General features: G+C 74.9%; 11 protein-coding genes and 1 riboswitch. Of the genes, 8 read left to right on the top strand and 3 right to left on the bottom strand.

Annotation, left to right across the window (positions count from 1 at the left end; genetic code table 11):
• Nucleotides 1-147 precede the first annotated feature (147 nt).
• From OHA30_RS31135 to OHA30_RS31110, 6 genes are all read left to right on the top strand, one after another.
• Complete coding sequence (locus tag OHA30_RS31135; protein WP_328917197.1) at nucleotides 148-1161, top strand: LLM class flavin-dependent oxidoreductase; 1014 nt, start codon at nucleotides 148-150, stop codon at nucleotides 1159-1161.
• A 9-nt stretch (nucleotides 1162-1170) separates the two neighbouring features.
• Nucleotides 1171-2016 carry an MBL fold metallo-hydrolase gene (locus OHA30_RS31130; protein ID WP_328917196.1) on the top strand — a complete coding sequence of 282 codons (846 nt, stop codon included), beginning with the start codon at nucleotides 1171-1173 and terminating at the stop codon, nucleotides 2014-2016.
• A gap of 220 nt (nucleotides 2017-2236) precedes the next feature.
• Nucleotides 2237-3595 carry a D-alanyl-D-alanine carboxypeptidase family protein gene (locus tag OHA30_RS31125; RefSeq protein WP_328917195.1) on the top strand — a complete coding sequence of 453 codons (1359 nt, stop codon included), beginning with the start codon at nucleotides 2237-2239 and terminating at the stop codon, nucleotides 3593-3595.
• Between the two features lie 163 nt (nucleotides 3596-3758).
• Nucleotides 3759-5849, top strand: a complete 2091-nt coding sequence (locus OHA30_RS31120) for a restriction endonuclease (protein WP_328917194.1) — start codon at nucleotides 3759-3761, stop codon at nucleotides 5847-5849.
• A 403-nt stretch (nucleotides 5850-6252) separates the two neighbouring features.
• Nucleotides 6253-7404, top strand: coding sequence for a transcription termination factor Rho (gene rho / locus OHA30_RS31115; RefSeq protein WP_328917193.1), 1152 nt, complete (start codon nucleotides 6253-6255; stop codon nucleotides 7402-7404).
• Between the two features lie 223 nt (nucleotides 7405-7627).
• Entirely contained in the window at nucleotides 7628-10417 is a 2790-nt protein-coding gene (locus OHA30_RS31110; RefSeq protein ID WP_328917192.1) for a helix-turn-helix transcriptional regulator, read from the top strand.
• 151 nt (nucleotides 10418-10568) lie between these two features.
• Here the strand turns inward: OHA30_RS31110 and OHA30_RS31105 are convergent, their stop codons facing one another.
• From OHA30_RS31105 to OHA30_RS31095, 3 genes are all read right to left on the bottom strand, one after another.
• A complete protein-coding gene (locus OHA30_RS31105; RefSeq protein ID WP_328917191.1) occupies nucleotides 10569-11558 on the bottom strand; it encodes a M23 family metallopeptidase in 990 nt (329 codons plus the stop codon).
• 3 nt (nucleotides 11559-11561) lie between these two features.
• A riboswitch (cyclic di-AMP (ydaO/yuaA leader) is annotated at nucleotides 11562-11733 on the bottom strand.
• 968 nt (nucleotides 11734-12701) lie between these two features.
• A complete protein-coding gene (locus OHA30_RS31100) occupies nucleotides 12702-13718 on the bottom strand; it encodes a GNAT family N-acetyltransferase (RefSeq protein ID WP_328917190.1) in 1017 nt (338 codons plus the stop codon).
• A 97-nt stretch (nucleotides 13719-13815) separates the two neighbouring features.
• A complete protein-coding gene (locus OHA30_RS31095) occupies nucleotides 13816-14442 on the bottom strand; it encodes a uridine kinase (protein ID WP_328917189.1) in 627 nt (208 codons plus the stop codon).
• A 352-nt stretch (nucleotides 14443-14794) separates the two neighbouring features.
• On the opposite strand from OHA30_RS31095, the gene OHA30_RS31090 reads away from it, so the two are divergent.
• Both OHA30_RS31090 and OHA30_RS31085 read left to right on the top strand, forming a co-directional pair.
• Entirely contained in the window at nucleotides 14795-14989 is a 195-nt protein-coding gene (locus OHA30_RS31090; protein ID WP_328918069.1) for a hypothetical protein, read from the top strand.
• A 208-nt stretch (nucleotides 14990-15197) separates the two neighbouring features.
• Entirely contained in the window at nucleotides 15198-16799 is a 1602-nt protein-coding gene (locus tag OHA30_RS31085) for a hypothetical protein (protein ID WP_328917188.1), read from the top strand.
• Nucleotides 16800-17121 lie beyond the last annotated feature (322 nt).

Here is a 17121-nt window from a genome sequence, read left to right as displayed (position 1 = left end):
ACGCAAGCGCGTGAACCGGACGACTGTGCTCCGGGGACGCGACCCGATGCGACCCGCGGCGACCGGACGCCACCCCCGCCGCCACCCCGGCCGCCACCCTTGGCGCGCGGGGAATACCCGACCCGGGGTGCACGGGTTGGAAGAGAAGTGAGTTCCGTGCTGAGCGACACCCCGTTTTCCGTCCTCGACCGGTCCAGGACCCGCGAGGGGCAGGACGGCCCGAGCGCGCTGCGCGACACGGTGGAGTTCGCCCGGTGGGCGGAGGTGCTGGGATATCACCGCTTCTGGGTCTCCGAGCACCACGGCGTGCCCGGGGTCGCGGGCTCCGCGCCGACCGTACTGGCGGCGGCCGTCGCCGCGGCCACCTGCCGGATCAGGGTCGGCACCGGCGGGGTGATGCTGCCGAACCACCAACCGCTGGTCGTCGCCGAGCAGTTCGGCGTCCTGGAGTCGCTGTACCCGGGCCGGATCGACATGGGCCTGGGCCGCTCGGTCGGCTTCACCGATGGCATCCGCCGGGCGCTGGGCCGCGGGAAGGAGGCGGCCGGCGCCTTCGACGAGCAGATCGGCGAACTGCTCGGCTGGTTCACCGGCACGCAGAGCGCCCACCCCCAGGTGCACGCCTGGCCCGCCGAGGGGCTGCGTCCCGCGCCCTTCCTGCTGGCCACCGGCAGCGGCGCCGATCTGGCCGCCGCGCACGGTCTGCCCCTGGTGATCGGCAACATCCGCGGCGAGGACGCGATGCTGCGTGCCGTGGACCGCTACCGCGCCGCCTTCCGCCCCTCCCCCTGGGCCGCCGCCCCCTATGTGGTGCTCTCCGGCACGGTCGCGGTCGCCCCGACCGGCGAGCGGGCCCGCCGGCTGCTGGTGTCCGAGGCGTGGTCGACGGCGTACTCCCGCACCCACGGTGTCTTCCCGCCGCTCACGCCCCCCGAGGCGGTCGCCGCGCGCACGATGTCCGGCCCGGAGCGGGAGCGCTTCGAGGCGGCGATGGGCGGGCAGCTGCACGGCACGCCCGAGGACGTGGCCAAGGATCTTGAGTCGCTGCTGACCCGCAGCGCGGCGGACGAGTTCCTGGTCACGACCAGCACCTACGACCGCGGTGAGCTGCTGGAGTCCTACCGGCTGCTGGCCGGTCTGCTGGCGGGGGACGCCGGATAGGGTCGCCGGATGGGTGAACAGCAGCGGGGCGGACTCGATGTCCGCTGGCACGCGGGGTGGCCGTCGGCGAAGCACGACCCGGCCCCCGAGATCCAGACTCACGCGTACGACGAGAGCACGCTGATCTTTCGGCAGAACATGTCGGTGCACTTCGAGGCGCCCTTTGTCTTCCTGTTCCTCGGCGCCGACCGCGCGCTGCTGCTGGACACCGGGGCCACCGCGGACCCCGCGCACTTCCCGCTGCGGAAGGTGGTGGACGAGGCGGTCGCGCGGTGGCTGGTCCGGCATCCGCACCCGTCGTACGGGCTGGTGATCGCGCACACCCACGGCCACGGGGACCACATCGCGGCGGACGCCCAGTTCGCCGACCGTCCCGGCACGGTGACGGTCGGCCCGGGGCTCGACGCGGTGACCGCTTTCTACGGTCTGCCGCGCTGGCCGGAGGGCACGGCGGAGCTGGACCTGGGCGGCCGGGTGCTCGACGTCCTGCCGGGGCCGGGCCACGAACCGGCCGCCACGGTCTTCCACGACCGCCGTACCGGCCTGCTGCTGACCGGCGACACCCTCTACCCGGGCCACCTCTACGTCCGCGACCTGCCCGAGTACTCCGCGACGGTCGACCGGCTGCTGGCCTTCTGCGCGCGGCACCCGGTCACGCATGTGCTGGGCTGCCACATCGAGATGACCACGACCCCCGGCGAGGACTACCCGCGCGGCACCACCTACCAGCCCGACGAGCCGCCGCTCCAGCTGACGCCCGGTCATCTGCGCACTCTGCGCGACGCGCTGGCCGAGGCTGGCGGCCGGCCCGGGGTCCACCGGCATGACGACTTCCTGCTGCACCTGCCCGAGTAACCGTTTCTGCCCCCGTTCACCGCGGCCACCCGGCTTGAGGTGGGACCGGCGAGGGCGGCGAGGGTGCGGTCCGGGGCGGACGGCCGTCAGGGTCGTTCGGCGCACGATGATGTGACGATACGTCCGGTTGGCGGTGGTGGGGTCACCCGCAGGCGCGGTGCCACGTCCGGTTGGGGTCCGTCGTCCCGCCGCATGCGGTTGGCGTTCTTACGGTGATCGCATGACTGCCTTCCGTCCGCCGCTCGCCCGACGCGCCCCCGACCGCCGCCGACCGCGTACCCGGCCCCGGACCCGGGCCCGTACCGCCGCCGCGCTGACCGCCGTCTGCTGTCTGACCGCGCTGCCGACGCTGTCCGCGCTCCCCGCCGCCGCGTCCCCCGGCGCCGTGCGGACGGTCGGCGCCGTGCGGTCCGCCGTGGGGTCTTCCGACGGCGGGCACGGCTCGTCCGGCTCCTCGGCCTCCTCCGAGGTCGTGGCGGGCGGCGCGCTGCTGGCCGAGCCCGGGGTGCACGTACAGCAGGAGGACGGGGTGCCCTCGCTGCCCTCGGGGCTGTCCGCGCTGGCCTGGACGGTCTCGGACGCCCGTACCGGCCAGGTGCTCGCCGCGAAGAACGCCCACCGCAGGCTCCCGCCGGCCTCCTGTCTCAAGACGCTCTTCGCGGACGTCGTGATCCCCCGCTTCCCGGGCTCGACCACCCACAAGGTCACCGACGAGGACCTGGCGGGCATCGGCGAGGGCAGCAGCCTGGTCGGCGTGCAGGCCGGGCAGACGTACACCGTCGCCGACCTGTGGCGCGGGGTCTTCCTCGCCTCGGGCAACGACGCCGTGCACGTCCTGGCCCATATGAACGGCTCGGTGCCGCTCACCGTCGAGCAGATGCAGGCCAAGGCCGAGATGCTGGGCGCGAACGACACCCACGTCGTCTCGCCCGACGGCTACGACGCGCCCGGCCAGGTCTCGTCCGCGTACGACCTGGCCGTCTTCGCCCGCGCGGGCCTGCGCAACCCGGACTTCGCGGAGTACGCCGGCACCAAGGACGCCCAGTTCCCGGGCGGGTACGACACGCACGGGAACTACGTGGCGTCCTTCGGCATCCAGAACACCAACCGGCTGCTCACCGGGGCCCAGGGGGTGACCCCGTACCCGGGCGTGATCGGCGTGAAGAACGGTTACACCACCAACGCGGGCAACACCCTGATCGCCGCCGCCCGGCACGGTGACCGCACACTGATCGTCACGGTGATGAACCCGCAGTCCGGCGTGCCGCAGGCCGTCTACACCGAGGCGACCAAGCTGCTCGACTGGGGCTTCGACGCGGTGGGCCGTACCAGCTCGGTCGGCACCCTCAACGCCGCCCGCCCGGTCGCGCTCCAGGGCGCCGGCACCGGCGCAGGCGCCCCGCCGGCCGACGACGCCAAGGCCAGCTCCATGCCACCGCGCACCCCGCCCTCGACCCCCGCCTCGGCCCGCACGGCGTCCACCTCCGCGACGGCCTGGTACATCGGCGGCGCCCTGGTCCTGACAGCGGCCGCCTGCGTCCTTCTGCTCCGCCGCAGAAGCACGTCAAAGCCCCGCTGACCGCGCCCGAACCCCGATGCCCTGCCCAAATGTTGACGAACGGTGAGGGACAGGTGAAGACGAAGCGGTGACGTGGTCCTCCCGGCGGCAGTACGCTCGGGACCCGGCAGGCGGCGGTTTCCGCGCGGCCCGCCGTGCGCCGCCGAAAGGAAGCCGTTCCCGTATGAGCCGTCGTTCGCCCGGACTGGTGTCCGCGTGGGCCGAGATCCAGCGTCAGCAGCAACGGCAGACGGAGGCCCAGCACCGGGCCCGGGAGCGGCAGCAGCGGGAGGACGAACGCCGGCAGCGGGCCGCCGAGCGCGCGCAGGCCCGCAGCCACCGCGAGGAACAGGCGGCCTACCGCCGGCGCCGCGAGGACGACGTGCGTCGGCGCACCGATGAACTCGACGCCAGGAACGCCGAGTTGGCGGGCCTGCTGCGCAACGGCTGTGACCGGCCGGTCTTCTCCCCCACCGCTCTGCTGGCGCCCGAGGTGCTGGAGCCCTTCGCGCCGGGACGGCTCGCCGAGCCCATCGCGATGCCGCGCCCCGAGAGCTACGGGGCCGGGCAGCGCTCCGGCCGTTTCCTCGGCGGCGGCCGCCAGGAGCAGGCGGCCAGGGAGCGCTACGAGCACGATCTGCGGGCGGCGCGGGCCGCCGAGGCCCAGCGGCAGGCTCAACTGGCCGCCTACCAGCAGCAGTACCGGGACTGGGCGGACCGGCGACTCGCCGAGATACGGCGGCACAACGCCGGGATCCAGGAGACCCTGGCCGGGGTGCGCAGGCGCGAACCCGAGGCGGTGGTCGACTATCTGACGGGCGCGCTGTACGCGTCGCGGGCGTGGCCCGAGGGCCTGCCCCGCCAGGTGTCCGCGACCTTCGAGGCGCCGGAACATCGGCTGGTGCTCAACTGGGAGCTGCCGTCCTTCGCCGTCGTACCCGATGTGTCCGCCGTGCGCTACATGCCGGGCGCGGACCGGGACAAGGAGGTGGCCCGGCCGGTCACCGAGCGTCGCGCCGCCTACCGTGACCTGCTGGCGCAGTGTCTGCTGCTGGTGCTGCGCGAGCTGTTCGGCGCCGACGGGTTCGGGCTGCTGGAGTCCGTCGTGCTCAACGGCTTCGTGGACGACACCGACCCGGCCACCGGACACCGTACGGAGGTGTTCCTGGCCACCGCGATCGTCTCCAGGGCCGACTTCACGGCCGTGAACCTGGCCCAGGTCAACGCGGTGGACTGCCTGGTCGACGGTCTGCGCGGGGAGCTGTCCGCGCGGCCCGACCGGCGGACGCCGGTGGTGCCGATCCGGCTGCCCGGCGACTCGGGCCGCGAGGTGGTCTCGCACGGCGGCGGCGAGGAGCCCGACCTGCTGACCATGGACCCGCTGGCGTTCGAGGAGCTGGTCGCCGAGCTGTTCCGGGCCATGGGGATGCGGGCGGTCACCACCGTACGGTCCGGTGACGGCGGGGTGGACGTGGACGCGCTCGACCCGGACCCGATACGCGGCGGCAAGATCGTGGTGCAGGTCAAGCGCTACCGCAACACCGTCTCGCCCAGCGCCGTACGGGATCTGTACGGCACGGTGCAGAGCAACGGCGCCAACAAGGGCGTGCTCATCACCACTTCGGGCTTCGGCCCCACCTCGCACACCTTCGCCAACGGCAAGCCGCTGACCCTGGTGTCCGGCACCGACCTGGTCGAGCTGCTGCACCAGCACGGGCTGGGCGGGCGGCTCGGCGGGGCGGCCCCGAGCACCTCCGACCCGGCGCGGGGGATCGACGACGAACCCGAGGCGAGCGTGCTGGGCATGTGGTGGTCCGGCCGGGTGCGGCTGGACGTGTGCGCGCTGGTCTGCCGGGGCGGGCGGGCACTCGGCGACGACCACTTCGTCTTCTACAACAACCCTGCGACGCCGGACGGCAGTGTGCGGATGATGCCGGGGCTCGGGGAGGACAAGGCGGCGATCTGGGTGAGCTTCGACCGGCTGCCGGCGGCCGCGGACCGGGTGGTGCTGGTGGCGGCCGTCGACCCGGAGGCCGATCCGGACGCCGATCTGGCCGAGTTCACCGACGCCCGGATCAGGCTCACCGACCCCTCGGGCAGCGAGGCGGGCCGGATCGAGGTCTCGGACGGGCGGCCGGGCGAGACCGCGCTCGTGCTGGGGTCCTTCCGCAAGCGGGCCGGCGGGGACTGGGACTTCGTGACCGGCGGCAAGGGGTATCCGGGGCCGGGTGGGCTGGTGGATCTGGTGCAGGAGCACGGGATCGAGGTGGAGTGAGGGGCCGCTCGCCGGGCGGGCGGGGGTCTCGGGGGGCGGGGCTTGTGCGGGCCGCGCGGGTCGGTGGGCGGGGCTGGGCGGGGGCCGCCGGGCCTTCTGTCGCGGGTGTGCGGCGGGTTTCGGCGCGGGGGGCGGGCCGCGTGCTATCGTTTTTACGGACACGAGTTCGCGTCGGGTGATTGACGCCGTTGTCCGTTCTGTATTCCCGACCCTGACGGTGGTCCGTCGGGTCTCTGTTCATCGGATGTGCAGGCCCCCCGTGTGCGGGGCCCGGAATCCGGTGGTTCCCGCGGTTCGTGGAGCGTGACCTTTCCGCTCGCACCGCACGCCCGATCCGCTGTGCTCGCACGCGGCGCGCAGTCGCCGTGCCTTTGTACCCCGTCCGCGAAAGGACGACTGATCCATGACTGAGATTCTCGAACGCCCCCCTGTTCAGCGGGACTTGCCGCGAACGGTGGCGGGCGTGCTCGACATCGGCGGCGCTCAGGGCCGCCTGCGGGGCGCCGAATGGGCGGCGACCCCCGACGACGTACAGGTCCCCCAGGCGCTGATCCGCAAGGCCGGGCTGCGCAAGGGGGACCTGGTGGAGGGCCGGACCCTCCGGCCCGGCGTCCTCGCGGAAGTGCTGCTGGTCAACGGCACGGCACCGACCGGCCGGGAGCGCCCGCACTTCGGCGATCTGACGCCGCTTCACCCTCGGGAGCGGCTGCGGCTGGAGAGCGGGCGGCTCAAGGGCTCGGGCGCGGTGGCCGGGCGGCTGATCGATCTGATGGCGCCGGTCGGCAAGGGCCAGCGCGGGCTGATCGTCTCGCCGCCCAAGGCCGGCAAGACCGTCCTGCTCCAGAGCATCGCGGCCGCGATCGAGGCCAACCACCCCGAGGTCCATCTGATGGTGGTGCTGCTCGACGAGCGCCCCGAAGAGGTCACCGACATGCGCAGAAGCGTACGTGGCGAGGTGATCGCCTCGACCTTCGACCAGCCCGCCAAGCACCACATCGCGGTCGCGGAACTGGCCGTCGAGCGGGCCAAGCGGCTGGTGGAACTGGGCCAGGACGTGGTGATCCTGCTGGACTCGCTGACCCGGCTGTGCCGCGCGCACAACACGGCGACGACCGGCGTCGGCCGTACACTCTCCGGCGGTGTGGACGCGGGGGCGCTGCTCGGCCCGAAGCGGGTGTTCGGCGCGGCGCGGCTGGCCGAGGAGGGCGGTTCGCTGACGATCCTGGCGACCGCGCTGGTCGACACCGGTTCGCGGGCCGACGGCTTCTTCTACGAGGAGCTGAAGAGCACGGGCAACATGGAACTGCACCTGGACCGTTCGCTGGCCGAGCGGCGGATCTTCCCGGCGCTCGACATCGTGACGTCGTGGACCCGCCGTGAGGAACTGTTGCAGCCGGCCGGCGATCTGTCGGTGATCCGCGGCCTGCGCCGGGCGCTGCACGGCCGCGACGCCCAGTCCGGCCTGGAGGTCCTGCTGGAACGCATCCGCCAGACCCCGGACAACACGGCCTTCCTCCGCCAGATCCAAAGCACCCTCCCCGTGGCGGACGCGTAAGCCCCGCAGCCCGACGGGCGGCGGCACCGGCGGGACGCTATGTGCTCGGGCCGGAGATCGGTCACCCCGCCGGCCCCGCGCGCCGATGATCGGCGGACCCCGCGCACGGGCAGCCGCAGAGCGCTGGAAGCCCCGCAAGTCCCGCAGTCCCGCAGTCCCGCGGAGGACAACGCGCAGGACCCGCCCGGGCGGCATGTCGGCGGCAGGCCCTAGCGTGGAGCGCATGTTGTACGGACGGGACGGGGAAGCGGCCGCGCTCGGCACGCTGCTCGACGAGGCACGCGCGGGCCGCAGCGGCGTACTCGTGCTGCGCGGCGAGGCCGGTATCGGCAAGACCGCGCTGCTGGAGCACACGGTGGCCGAGGCCGCCGGAATGACCTTGGTACGCGGCTCGGGTGTCGAATTCGAGGCCGAACTGCCTTACGCCGGAATCCAGTTGCTGCTGCGCAAGGCGCTCGGCTCGCTGGACGCGCTGCCGGAGCCCCAACGCCGGGCGCTGCGGGCCGCGTTCGGGCTGGCGGCCGAGGGCGCGAGCGAGCCGATGTTCGTCGGCCTTGCCGTGCTGTCGCTGCTCTCGGACCACGCGGGCGACGGCCCGCTGCTGTGCGTGGTGGACGACGCCCAGTGGCTGGACCGCGCCTCCACCGACGCGCTGGTCTTCGCCGCCCGGCGGCTGGACGCCGAGGGCATCGCGATGGTCTTCGCGGCCCGCGACGGCGAGGGCCGCTTCCCCGCGCCCGGCCTGGCGGAACTGCGGCTGACCGCTCTGGACGACACCGCGTCGGCGGCCCTGCTCACCGACCGCGGCGACCGCGCCGGGGAACTGGGCGCGGCCGTACGGCGCCGGGTGCTGGCCGAGGCGCGGGGCAACCCGCTGGCGCTGCTGGAACTGCCGCTCGCCCTGCGCCCGGGACAGCCGGAGCCCGCGGGCCCGGACCCGCTGCCGCTGACCAGCCGGTTGCGGATGGCGTTCCACGGCCAGATCAGCCGGCTGCCTCCGGGCACCCGGACATTGCTGCTGCTGGCCGCCGCCGAGCACAGCGGCGCCCCGGACGCGCTTGTCCGGGCCGCCGACCGGCTCGGCATCGGCGTGGCGGACCTGCCGCCGGCCGAGAAGGCCGGACTCGTCTATGTGGACGACGAGGACACGCTGCGGTTCCGGCACCCGCTGGTACGGGCCGCGGTCCACCAGCGCGCGCCGCTGCCCGAGCGGTTGGCGGTCCACCGGGCGCTCGCGGAGGCGGCCGACCCGGTGCGCGACGCCGACCGCAGGGCCTGGCATCTGGCGGCCGCCGCCACCGGCCCGGACGAAGCGGTGGCCGCCGCGCTCCAGGAGACCGCGGGCCGGGCCCGGGAGCGCAGCGGCCACGCCGCCGCGGCCGCCGCCTACGAGCGGGCCGCGCGGCTCAGCACCGACCCCCGGGCCCGGATCGAACGGCTGGTGCTGGCCGCCGAGTCGGCCTCCGAGGCGGGCGAGATCGACCGGGCCAGGGCCTTCGCGAAGCAGGCCGCGCGGGACGCCGACGACGCCGACAGCACCCGCGACGCCGGGGCGGCCGGGTCCACCGAGGCGACGGACGGCCCGGTGCTGCGGGCCAGGATGCTGCACGTCCAGGCGCTGGCGGACTTCTGGCAGGGCGCGTTCCCCAGCGCCCACCGGATGCTGGCCGAAGGCGCGGCGCTCGCGGCCGGGCCGGACCCGGCGCGCGCGGCCCGGATGCTGGTGCAGGCCGCGCACACCGCCTGGTATCTGGGCGCGGACGCGGTCGACGACACCATGGCCCGGCTGGGCGCGCTCGAACTGTCCGCCGACGCGCCGATCCGGCCGGTCGCCGACTTCCTGGTCGGCGCGATGGGCCGGGCCGCGCGTCCGGTGCCGCCGGCCGTGCGCGAGGCCGCCGCGGCGGCCCGGGCGGCGCGCGGCGGCCGGGTCGACCCGCGGGACCTGGTGATGCTCTGCGGGGTCGGCCTGGCGCTCGGCCAGGACGCGGACGCGTACGACCTGACCACCGTGCTCGCCGAGGAGAGCCGGAACAGCGGGGGCGTCGGGCGGCTGACCACGGTGCTGTTCTTCCGCGCGGAGGCGGAGATCTTCGCGGCCCGCCACGCCGAGGCCGAGGCGACCGCGAGCGAGGGCCTGCGGATCTCGCGGGACGCGCAACAGGGCCAGTGGGTCAGCCAGTTGAGCAGCGTACTGGCCCATGTCGCGGCGGTCCGCGGCGACGAGGAGGGCTGCCGTACGCATGTGGACCGGGCGCTGTCGGCGGGCACGGGCGCGGCCATGGCCCCGGGCGCGCCCTGGGCGTACTGGTCGCAGGGCCTGCTCGAACTCGGCCTGGGCCGCGCCCGGTCGGCGCTCGACCGGCTCGACCTGCTGACCGAGCCGACCGTACGGCACCACATCTGCGCCACCCGCAGCGTCCCGGATCTGGTGGAGGCGGCGGTACGGCTCGGGGTGCCGGAGCGGGCCGACGAGGCGTTCGCCCGGTTCGAGCGGTGGGCCGAGCGGTCGGGGCAGGGCTGGGCGGCGGCGCTGGTGGCCCGCTGCCGGGCGCTGCGGGCTCCGGACGCGCGGGCGGAGGCGTACTTCGCCGAGGCGCTGCGCGCGCACGACCCGCACGGGCGGCCGATGGAGGCGGCGCGCACCGAGCTGCTGTACGGCGAGTGGCTGCGGCGGGCCCGGCGCAGCAGCGAGGCGCGCGGGCGGCTGCGGACCGCGCTCGACGCCTTCGAACGGCTGGGCGCGGCGCCCTGGGCGGACCGGGCGCGTACCGAACTGCGCGCCTCCGGAGCCTCGGTGACGGCTGGTCAGCAGTCCCGCTCGGTGGCCGACGAGGCCGGACTCACCCCGCAGGAGTCGCAGATCGTACGGCTGGCGGCGCGGGGGCTGTCCAACCGGGACATCGCCGCGCAGCTCTTCCTCAGTCCGCGGACGGTCGGCTACCACCTGTACAAGGCGTATCCGAAGCTGGGGGTCGTCTCGCGCGGCGAGCTGGCGCCGCTCTTCCCCTGACGGGCGCGCGTCTCCGCTGACGCGCGCGTGTCCGCGCAGGGGTGTGCCCGCCCGGTGATGGAGACCGGGCGGGCACGGTACGGCTGCCGCGTGGGCGCCGGGGGGTCCGGCCGGCTGTGGGGGTGGTTCAGCCGGCCGGGGCTCGTACGGGTCAGATGGTGACGCCGTGCGAGGCCATGTAGGCGACCGGGTCGATGTCGGAGCCGTAGTTCGGCGTGGTGCGGACCTCGAAGTGCAGGTGAGGTCCGGTGACGTTGCCGGTGGCGCCCGAGATGCCGATCTCCTGGCCCTCGGTGACCGTCTGGCCGGCCGAGACCAGCGGCTTCGTCAGGTGGCCGTACAGCGTGTACTTGCCGTCGGCGTGCTTGATGATCACGTCGTTGCCGTACGCGCCGTCCGCGCCCGCCGACACCACCGTGCCCGCGGCGACCGCGTGCACCGGGGTGCCCGAGCCGACGAGGAAGTCCACGCCGGTGTGCGAACCGCTCGACCACAGCGAACCGGACGCCTTGTAGCCCGTCCCGATCGCGGCGTTCCCGACCGGCTTCATGTAGCCGGTGGACGAGCTCGCGGTGGCGGCTGCGGTGTCCGTCGTGGACACGGTCGTGTCCTTGGCGGTGGGCTGCTGCGGCGCGGGCTTGGCGGGCGCGGGCTTCGCGGGCGCGGGCTTCGCGGGCGCGGGCTTCGCGGGCGCGGGCTTCGCGGGCGCGGCGGGCTTGGCCGGGGCCGACTCGGGCTTGGCCACGAGCGGCTTCTCGACGTGGGCGCCACGCAGCGTGAGGTGCTGGCCCGGGTGGATCAGGTTCGGGTCGGAGCCGATGACCGACTTGTTCTCGTGGTAGAGCCGGTGCCAGCCGCCGGGCACGTGGTGCGTGACCGCGATCTTCGACAGTGTGTCGCCGCTGACCACGTCGTAGGTCTTGGCCTTCCCGCCCTTGTGGTGCTCGGCGCCGTGCGCGGACGCGGTGGCGACGGTCGTCGTGCGGGCCTCGGCCGACGCGGCCGCGGGGGTGGCGGCCGACGCGTTCACGGCGCTGACCAGCGGCAGTGCGAGGGCGGCGCCTCCGGTGCCGGCGGCGATGCAGACACGGGTGAGGCGGTTGAGGCGGCGGGGCTTGCGATGCTGTCCCTTTGCGGGCATGGGGGATTTCCTCTCCTACGCCTGCGAGGTGAGCTGTCGGGTTCGGGCAGGAGATGCCCGGCCGCGCTGCGCTGTGGGTACGGCGCCGCGACTTCACCCCAAGCCGTCCCGTGGTACGGACGGCGGCTTACCTGGGTCCCCCGCTCCTGCCCTGAGTGCTCGGTGGTCCGGAGAACCGGGCGGCGGCAGGATTCGGCGTACCGCCCGGCGGATGGGATAGCGGGCGATGCCCGCAGAAATTGGAAGCTAGACGACTGCGTCGGGCGGGGGCAAGTGTGCGCCTCGCCGGACCTCCGCCGCGGCGGCGGGACGGTCACTCCTGGTCGTACGGTGCCGCCTGCGTGTGCGCGATCCGCTCACCCCGGGTACGGGTCCGCTCCCCGTCGCGTAACAAACCCCCCAAACCAACCACGCTCCGTACCCCCGCGACCCACCCCCGTATTCCCCCTGTGACACCCCCCACAACCCCCTCCGGAAAGCCCCCAAACCCCCCGACCTCCCCCGCCGCAACGGCGGCACGCGAGACAGCGCTGTCCGGCGGCGGTGCCAAGCGGGCGCAGCCCGAAATCCCTCCCCGCCGCGACGACGGGACGCGAGACGGCGCGGTCCCGCGGTGCCAAGCCACCCCAAGCCCCCGCAGGGGCGAGCTACGAAGCTCAACCGGCTCCAGGGCCCGGGACCGAGCCAGGCGCCCCCAGCAACCACCACACCGCCCGGACGGAGTCCGAAATCCTTTCCCGCCCGGACGACGGGACGCGGGACGGCAGGGTCCGGCGGCGGTGCCAAGCGGGCGCAGCCCGAAATCCCTCCCCGCCGCGACGGCGGGACGCGGGACGGCGCGGTCCGGCGGTGCCCAACCGCCCCAAGCCCCCCGCAGGGGGCAAGGTTCCGGGGCCCGGGCAACCACCACAGCGCCGGGGCGCAGCCCCGATCTCGCCCCGCCGCGACGGCGGGACGCGGAACGCCGAAGCCCGGCGGTGCCAAGCCGCCCTGCCTGGGCGCAGCCCCGATCTTCCCGCCACGACGGCGGTACGCGGGACGCGGAACGGCGCGGAACGGCGGTGCCCAGCCGCCCGGAGGGCCCCCGCAGGGGGCACAGGCCCGGTGGGGGCGCGCCACCGTACCCGGCTTCCCGACCGGAGGTCAGTACGTGCCGGCCGCCCCGCCCATCCGGGCATCCAGCGTCCGCGCGAGCCTGTACGCCACCGGCCGGAACCCCACCGCCGGCCAGTGCCCAGCGGCCAGCGGCGACCCCGAGCGCCACCGCGCCGACATGTACCGGTGCCCGTTGTCGTACGCCCACGCCAGCGCCGTCGCCAGCAGCACCCTGCTGATCCCCTCCCCCCGAGCGGGAGGCTCCACATACGCCTCCACCAGCTCGACGCACGACTCGGGTATCACCGGATCGGGCGCCGCGGGCCCGACCAGCACCATCCCGATCTCCTCCCCCCGCCGGGAGGCGATCCACGCGCCCCAGCGCGGATCGCCGAGCGCGTCGGCGTAGTGCAGCCGCAGCGCGGCCAGCGCCCCCTCCGGCTGCGGCTGGAACATCGCGGCCTCGCGCTGCCTGCGCGAGGACTCCGCGGCCATCCGGCCGATCTGCGGCAGATCCCCGAGCCCCGCCCGGCGGATGCCCAGGCCGTCCACCCCGCGCGGCTGCCGGCCGCGCGCCTTGACGGCCATCAGCCCGTGCACGAGTTCCCGCCCGAAGCCGAGGTCGGACCAGGGGTCCGTGGCGGTCTCCCCGGCGGGCACCTCGACGTAGTGGACGAACCGGCGGTCGGCGACGAGACGTTCGGCCACCCGGGCGTAGAGCCCGCGCAGCACCTCGCTCTCCCGCCCGGAGGGCAGCGCGTGGCCGCCGTGCGGGATCAGGGCGGCGCGCGGATGGCTGCGCAGCGCCGCGGGGTCGTCGGGCGCGAGGTCGAGCGGCACGGCGGCGAGGTGCCCGATCATGCCGCCGTCCGCGTCCAGCGCGCGTACCGCTTCGAGCCCGGGTGCGGAGTTGAGCCTGCCGAGCAGTTCCTCACCCCGTACCGGACCGTCGGCCAGCCAGGACCGCTGTGAGGGCGGGCGCCGCGCGCGGGCGAACCAGCGGTCGTACCGCTGCGCGGCCTGGGGTATGTGTTCGGTGGTCAGCGGCGCGATGGCGACAGTCATGGTGGTCGAGGACGCTAGCGGGGTGCGCGGTCCCACGGCAAGCGGGACCGCCGCCGCGTAGGTGATCAAGCCGAACGGCCGGGCTCCGAAAGGAGTTTCAGCCGGTCCAGGCGGGGTGCCGCGGGTCGTCCGCGCGGACCGTCACGTCGGCGGTCTCCTCCGGCAGCGCCTCGCGCGCGTAACGCTCGTACGCGGGCAGCGTCCACCGCTCGGCCTCCGCCGTCCGCCGCTCCAACGCGCCGCGCGACAGCCGCAGATGGACCGTCAGGTCGAGCGGCAGCCCCTGCCCGAGCAGCAGCGGGCCGTCCAGCAACAGCACTCCGCCGGGCGGCAGTTGTACATAGTCGGCGCGGGTCGAACGGTCGGTGACGGGGTCGCGCAGCGACGGCAGTACGCGGCCGGTGCCGCCGGGGCCGAGGGGTTCGAGCACTTCGCGGCGCAACGCGCCCGTGTCCAGCCAGAGTTGGTAGTAGGCGTCGGCGTCCTCGTGGCCGTACTCCAGCCGCAGGGACGCGGGCCGCAGGAAGCCGGTGGCACGGACCCGCAGCACGGGGTGCCCGAGCGCGGGCAGTTCCGCGGCGAGCGCGTCGGCGAGTTCCCCGGTACGGGCGGCGGGGGCGCCGTCCACGGCGACGCGCCACCAGGGGCCGGGTGGCGGGCCGGCCGCGATGCGCGCGGCGAGGGCTTCGGCCATCCGGGGCCAGGTGATGGGGGTCAACTGCACACGGCCATCCTGCCGGAGGGACGCCGGGCGGGGACGCGGGGGCACCGGACGCGGGGCTCACGGGGGCGCCCGGTGGGCCGGGCGAGAGGGCCGCTCACCCGTACGGACCAGGCACGGCGCCGTACCTCGCCGCGGTGGCGAAACCCGGGCGCCCGGGCACCGGAGGCACGTCCGGCCGGGCGGTCCCGGCACCCGGGGCCCGCCCGGTGAGCACATGACGAGCGTCCGGCTCTACCCCGAATGGGCCCATTCATCCGCAGATCACCCGTTTGCCGCCGCGCGCGATCCGTTACCTTTTGTGAGCCTGGAAGCGCTCATGGTGACCGTCCCCATCACCCAGGAGAAGAGCCCAATGATCCTTTCCATCTCCGGCGTCGTTCTTCTCGGCGTCATCTGCTTCCTGTTCTTCCGCAAGGACGGCCTCAAGGCGTCCCACATGGTGGTGTGCGCGCTGTTCGGCTTCTACCTCGCGAGCACCGAGATCGCCCCCAGCATCAAGGCGGGCGGAGCCAGCCTGGCCGGGCTGATCGGCGGGCTGAAGATCTAGGGCCGTCTCCCCCGCGGCCAAGCCTGCCACTCCCCCTCGGGCCCGGCAGCGGTCGATCCGCTCCGGGCCCACAGCCGTCCCCGCCGCCGCCTCCGTCCCGCGGACCCGAGTCCGTATGTGTCCCGCACCCCGGCAGTCCCGGCACCTCCCCGGCGCGCCCCCACCGCGCCACCCCGCACGCACCCCCGAACCACCCATGGAGCACCCCGTGGCCAGGCGTCCCCTTCCCAGCATCCTGAGCAGCCGACCGGCGCTCGCCCGCGGTCGTGATCTGGCGCGTACCGCGGCCGACGGCGCCGGCGACGTGCTCCACCCCGTCATCACCATCGCCCGTGGCATGCGCCGGCAGGCCACCTGGGCGGGCGGCTGGTGGGGCCGCACCCCCAAGGACCGGCGCGGACCCGCGCTGCTGCTGGCCGCGGCGGCCGTCGTCATCGTGGCGATGATGCCGTACGGGCCGCTGCTGGGGATCGTCGCGCTCACCGCGTCGGCCGCGTGGATGGGCCGGGACAGCCTCCCCTCGGCGCCCAGCGGCCCGACCGAGGCCCAGGCCGTACGGCTCCAGTCGCTGTACGAGGCGCTGGTGCCGTATCTGTCCGACGCGGACGACCCGGCGCCGCTGTACGCGCACGACGGGAGCTGGGAGGGGGCGTTCAGCTCGTACGCCTTCCAGGACGGGCGGCTGGCCCGGCTGCATCTGCGGTACCCGGCGTACTTCACCGACGGCGAGGCGGACTCGCGGACCCGGGTGGAGCAACTGCTGCACGCGAAGGCCGGGCGGGGGCGGGAGTACCGCTTCGACTGGAACGAGGAGGAGAACCATCTCACCCTCACCACACTGCCGCCGCTGCCGACGGATGTCGTCGCGCAGCGGTTCGTCACGTCGCCGGGCGAGACGGTGCTCGGCTTCACCGACGGGGACGCCGTCCAGCGCACGGTGCCGGTGCGGTGCGGCGCGGAGGGCGGGGAGACGCGGGACGTGCCGCCCGTGGTGTGGCGGACCGGGCCGCGCTCCACCGAGCCGCATCTGCTGGCGCTCGGGCAGCCGGGCACGGGGACGACCAGTCTGCTGCGGTCCATCGCCCTCCAGGCGCTGGTCCACGGCGACGTGGTGGTCGTGGACGGCAGCGGCACGGGCGAGTACGCGTGCCTGCGCGGGCGGCCGGGGGTGCTGGCCGTCGAGGACGGTGTCCTCGGGACCTCCGCGACGCTGGAGTGGGCGGCGCACGAGACCGAGCGGCGGCTGATCGCGGTCAACCGGGCACGGCAGTCGGGGAATCCGGTCGCCGAGGACGTACGGCGGCCACTGTGGATTCTCGTCGACCGGCCGACCTCGCTCACGCAGCTCGCGCTGGCGGAGGGGCGGCCGGACCCGCAGGCGCTGCTGGACGTGCCGCTGCGGCACGGGCGTACGGCGAACGTGGCCGTCGTGGTGGCCGACCAGCTCGACGCGACGGAGGCGCTGGCGCCGGTGGTGATCGCGCAGACGCGGGCGCGGGTGGTGCTCGGGCCGCTGGCGCCGGGGCATGTCGAGGCGGTGCTGGGGGCTCCGCAGCGGACCACGCCGGCGGCGGACGTGCCGCCCGGGCGGGGGTACGCGCGGCTCGGTACGGGGCCGGTGCTGCGGCTTCAGGTGCCGGCGACGCCTGATCCCTTCGACGAGGAGACGCCTGCGGCTGAGCGGGCGGCGGTCCTCGCGCTGCTCCCCTCCTCGGAGCCGCCGGCCCCGGTACGCGAGCCCGACCCGGAGCCGGTCGCCCTCCGCAAGGAAGCGGTCATCCGCACGGTCGCCGACCTCGAACTCGGCTAAGCGCTCGCCGCTCAGCCACCCCTCACAACCCACGTCCCGCCGCGACGGCGAGAAGCCCAACGCCGCGAACCGGCGGCGCCCAACCCGCCGCGACGGCGGAAAGAAGTTGTCCGCAGCGGCGGAAGGCCCGGCAGGCACCCGCCAACGCACACCATAGGACCCGCACGGCAACCCACATCCCGCCGCGACGGCGAGAAGCCCGACGACGCGGATCGGCGGCGCCGAACCCGCCGCAACAGCCTCGCGCCAACCGGGGGGAGCCCGGCACGGCACCGCCGGACTCCGCCGTGCGCGTCCCGCCGCGGCGGCGGGAGGGAGTTGG

Source organism: Streptomyces sp. NBC_00223, from assembly GCF_036199905.1.
Classification (GTDB): Bacteria; Actinomycetota; Actinomycetes; order Streptomycetales; family Streptomycetaceae; genus Actinacidiphila.
The sequence above is the reverse complement of the archived record's forward strand: the minus strand, read 5'-3'. Positions and strand labels throughout refer to the sequence as shown.